Genomic DNA, 3,764 nt, shown 5'->3' on the forward strand with positions numbered 1-3,764 from the left:
GTGCCGCATCGGGGTCGGTGAGCTGCGCACTCATCGGTTGCTCATTCCCGCCGCCGAGTATCGATCGCGCACCGAACCAGCCTAGAGAAGGGATCGTCACCGCATGTCCGCACCCACCGTCACCGGTTTCGACTACGACCGTGTTCCGGTTGCCGAGGATGTCGCGTTGTCCGTGGCGCACGCCGGCTCCGGAACTCCGATCGTGCTGTTGCACGGCTTCCCGCAGACGCATCTGATGTGGCGCCACGTCGCCCCGGCGCTGGCCCGCGAGCACACGGTGGTGTGCCCGGATCTGCGCGGCTACGGCGACAGCGGCAAACCGGTTGCCGCCGGCCCGGACACCTACGCCAAACGAACGATGGCCTCGGATGTGATCGCACTGGCCGACCACTTCGGATTAGATCGGTTCGCGCTGGCCGGGCACGACCGCGGCGCCCTGGTCGCGATTCGCGCCGGACTCGACCATCCCGATCGGATCTCCCATCTCGCGGTGCTGGATGTGCTGCCGACACCGGACATGTGGGAGGTCCTGCACGGCCACACCGCCGCGGTGGCCTTCCACCTATATTTGATGGCCCAACCGCCTGGGCTGCCCGAGCGCATGATCGGCGCGAGCGCCGACGAATTCTTCGGCCACTTCCTCGACGCCTGGTGCCTGCACCCCGGGGCGATTCCCGATGACGTCCGCGCGGAATATCTGCGGGCGTGTGCCGACGCGGTCGATTCGATCGTCGCCGACTACCGCGCCTCGGCCACCGTCGATCTCGACCACGATCGTGCCGACCGCGCCGCCGGACGGCGACTCACCATGCCGGTCACCGTGATTCAGCAGGATTGGGGCGCCGCACTCGGTTACGACGCGCCCGCGGTCTGGCACGAGTGGGCGACCGATCTCGATCACCGCACTCTCGCGCTCGGGCATTTCATGGCCGAGGAGGCGCCGGACACGGTGGTCGAGGTGATCACCGATCTGCTGCGACGCTGAGCGACACATCGGGCACGTCGCGCCCGAGGAAGGCCAGCAGTTGCCGATGCGGCGGCGCGTCCGCGGGGGCCGGGACCGCCGCCGCGAACATCCCGGGCCGGCGGAACATGTCGAAGTCCATCGCCCGCATGGTGGCCAGCAGTTCGGCGCTGTGCCGTTCGTCGATGCGGTCCGACAGGCCGGCGACGACGGCGAGATCTATTCCGTGGACGAGGATTTCGGTGCGATGGATCTGCGCGGCCAGGGGAGCGGGTACCGCGCCGAATCCCAGCCGCACGGTCGCGGACAGGGCATCCGGCCGATGCCAGGCCGCGCGATCGAGTTCGGCGGCGGTGGCGAAGGCCGCGTGCGGGTCACGGCCGAGCCAGTCGTCGTGATGATCCTGTTCGGTGCTCACCGCCGAGGTCGCCCTCGGCTGGCTGACCAGCACCTCACCGATTCCGGACACCGGCAACCTCACCGAGGACCTGCGCGCCTACGCCGCCGGCGTGGCCCGCGACGTCAGCGGCCCCGACGGAGTCGCGGTGCTGCGCCTGATGATCGCGCTGTCGAGTACGGGCGATGCGGGCCTGCGCGCCCGCGACGCCTTCCTCACCGAACGCGGCCGCCAGATCCAGAGCATGCTCGATCGGGCCCACGCCCGCGGTGAACGCGCGCCCAGCGCCCTCGACGTACTCGATCACCTGTTGGCGCCCATGTACATTCGCGTGCTCTTCGGCGCGGGCCCGGTGACCACGGACTACGCACACGAACTGGTCGCCACGCTGCTGTCGCACGCGCCGGCGCGAGCGAACTGAAGTCGCAGACGGCTGAAACCCTTGCACCACTGAAGGTTTCACCGCCGCATGTCCTGCTCCCCCGTGTATCGGATGCGCGCTCGCCATATCGGGCACGTACAGTGCGCGGTAGCGGACGAGCGCAGGCGAGGGGGCCGTAGAGGTGAGCAGCGACAGCCGGGGCGACGAGATGCGCGGCGGCGCCGAACCGGACACGCGCACCGGCGCGGTGACGATGGCCGACGAACGCCTCGGTGTCAACGATGCCGTGGCCGCCGCCCTCACCCGCCGGATCGGGTCGATGCCCGCGCTGTATCTGGTGCTCATCGGATTCAGCACCTGGATGGCGCTGGCGACCTGGGGGCCGTTGCGCCCGGTGGACCCGTATCCGTTCCCGTTCCTGCTGTTCGTCGACAACGTCGCGCAACTGATTCTGTGCCTGGTGATCCTGGTGGGCCAGCGGGTGCTCAGCGCCGCCGCCGACCGCCGGTCGGTGCAGACCTACGAGAACACCGAGGCGATCTTCGCTCAGGTCGCGGATCTGCAGGCGCATCTGGACCACCACGACCGCGCGCTCAGCCGGGGGCTGAGCCTGCTCGAATCGACGCCGCACCCGTGGATCGAACGGCATCGGGTGCAGTCGCCGCCGCAGGCCGCCGACCAGGCGGTCAGCACCAACGACCGGATCGCGGTGTGGCTGACCGAGCGGCTGGGCAGCGTCTGGGGCTTCTACCTCGCGCTCGGTTCGCAGATTCTGTGGGTTGTACTGGCACAGGCGGGAATTCAGCGTCTGGACCCGTACCCGTTCGCCTTCATGGCGTTTCTGTCCACACTCGCCCAGCTGGTGTTCATGATCGTGATCATGGTCGGGCAGGACGTGCTCGGACGTACCGGTGACCGCCGATCCGAGCAGACCTTCCTCGATGCCCAAGCGGTGTTGCACGAATGCCGGCGGATGAAGGCCCGGCTGACCGCACAGGACCGCGTCATCGACAGCCTCACCGGATACGTCACCGACCGGGTCAGCGAACAACTCGGCAGGGCCCTGCACGAAACCAGCGAACGGGTCGACCATCAGGCCCGCGCCCACACCGTCATGACCACCGGTGAGGCGCCGGCCGACGCCGCCGCCCTGCGTCACTGGAACGAGCTCAGCGACCAGGCTCGCCGGACCTATCGGCTGCAGGCCCGCGGGATCGGCGAGGATCTGGCCGCGATCGGCTGCTTCATGGTGCCCGCCTTCGATCCGGCCTTCGCGGTCACCTTCGACGACGACGAGATCGGGCTGCTGGCGCGGCTCGACTACGAACGCCGGATCGCGGATCGGCGCGACCTGCTCGGCGGATCCGAACACCCCGATCCCGACGACGCCGAACCGTTGCCGTGGCCGGAGCTTCCCCAGTCCGCGCGGATCCGCTACCTGCAGGCCGCGCGGCGCATTCCGGCCATGGTCTCCGGCGCCGGCTTCCAGGTGCTGCGCAGCACCCCGCCCCGGGTCCGCGGCGCCGCCCACGCGAACCTGACGTAAGGTCGCGACCCATGAGTGAGGATCTGTTGGGTAAGGGTGCGCTGGTCAGCGGCGCGAGTCGCGGCATCGGGTACGCGGTGGCGGCGGAACTGCTGCGGCGCGGGGCGAATGTGCTGATCACCGCCCGCAAACCGGAACCACTGGCCGAGGCGGCCGACCGGCTGCGGGCGCTGGGCCATCCGGGCACGGTCGTCGCGCTGGCGGGCAATTCGGGTGACGAGGCGGCGCGCGCCGAACAGGTGGACACCGCGGTCGCCGAATTCGGATCGCTGGACATCCTGATCAACAACACCGGCATCAACCCGGTCTACGGGTCGCTGATGGAGGCCGACCTCGGGGCGGTGCGCAAGATCTTCGACGTCAACGTGGTCGCGGCGCTGGGCTATGTCCAGCAGGCCTACCGGGCGTGGATGGGTGAGCACGGCGGCGCGGTGGTGAACCTCGCGAGTGTGGCCGGCATCCGCTCGACGGGTGT

5 protein-coding genes are annotated in these 3,764 nt (G+C 69.4%); 4 read left to right on the forward strand and 1 reads right to left on the reverse strand.

What is annotated here, in order from left to right; translation table 11 throughout:
• The first annotated feature begins 103 nt into the window (after positions 1-103).
• Positions 104-985, forward strand: a complete 882-nt coding sequence (locus RJ03_RS14485) for an alpha/beta fold hydrolase (protein ID WP_036502419.1) — start codon at positions 104-106, stop codon at positions 983-985.
• Here RJ03_RS14485 and RJ03_RS35995 read toward each other — a convergent pair.
• Positions 963-1,382 carry a TIGR03086 family metal-binding protein gene (locus RJ03_RS35995; protein WP_218000965.1) on the reverse strand — a complete coding sequence of 140 codons (420 nt, stop codon included), beginning with the start codon at positions 1,380-1,382 and terminating at the stop codon, positions 963-965. The genes RJ03_RS14485 and RJ03_RS35995 overlap by 23 nt on opposite strands.
• On the opposite strand from RJ03_RS35995, the gene RJ03_RS14495 reads away from it, so the two are divergent.
• The 3 genes from RJ03_RS14495 to RJ03_RS14505 all read left to right on the forward strand — a co-directional run.
• Positions 1,375-1,782, forward strand: a complete 408-nt coding sequence (locus RJ03_RS14495; RefSeq protein ID WP_083870822.1) for a TetR-like C-terminal domain-containing protein — start codon at positions 1,375-1,377, stop codon at positions 1,780-1,782. The genes RJ03_RS35995 and RJ03_RS14495 overlap by 8 nt on opposite strands.
• Before the next feature lie 142 nt (positions 1,783-1,924).
• Positions 1,925-3,289, forward strand: a complete 1,365-nt coding sequence (locus RJ03_RS14500; protein WP_036502420.1) for a DUF1003 domain-containing protein — start codon at positions 1,925-1,927, stop codon at positions 3,287-3,289.
• 11 nt (positions 3,290-3,300) lie between these two features.
• Positions 3,301-3,764 (forward strand): SDR family NAD(P)-dependent oxidoreductase (locus tag RJ03_RS14505; protein ID WP_036502421.1); only part of this gene is annotated, 464 nt, incomplete at its 3' end.

Origin of the sequence: Nocardia aobensis NBRC 100429, from assembly GCF_000308375.1 — a bacterium.
GTDB classification, from domain to species: domain Bacteria; phylum Actinomycetota; class Actinomycetes; order Mycobacteriales; family Mycobacteriaceae; genus Nocardia; species Nocardia aobensis.

Bases quoted from the DNA above. Each gene is read 5' to 3' on its own strand.
- RJ03_RS14485 (WP_036502419.1), top strand. From the start codon at position 104: ATGTCCGCACCCACCGTCACCGGTTTCGACTACGACCGTGTTCCGGTT.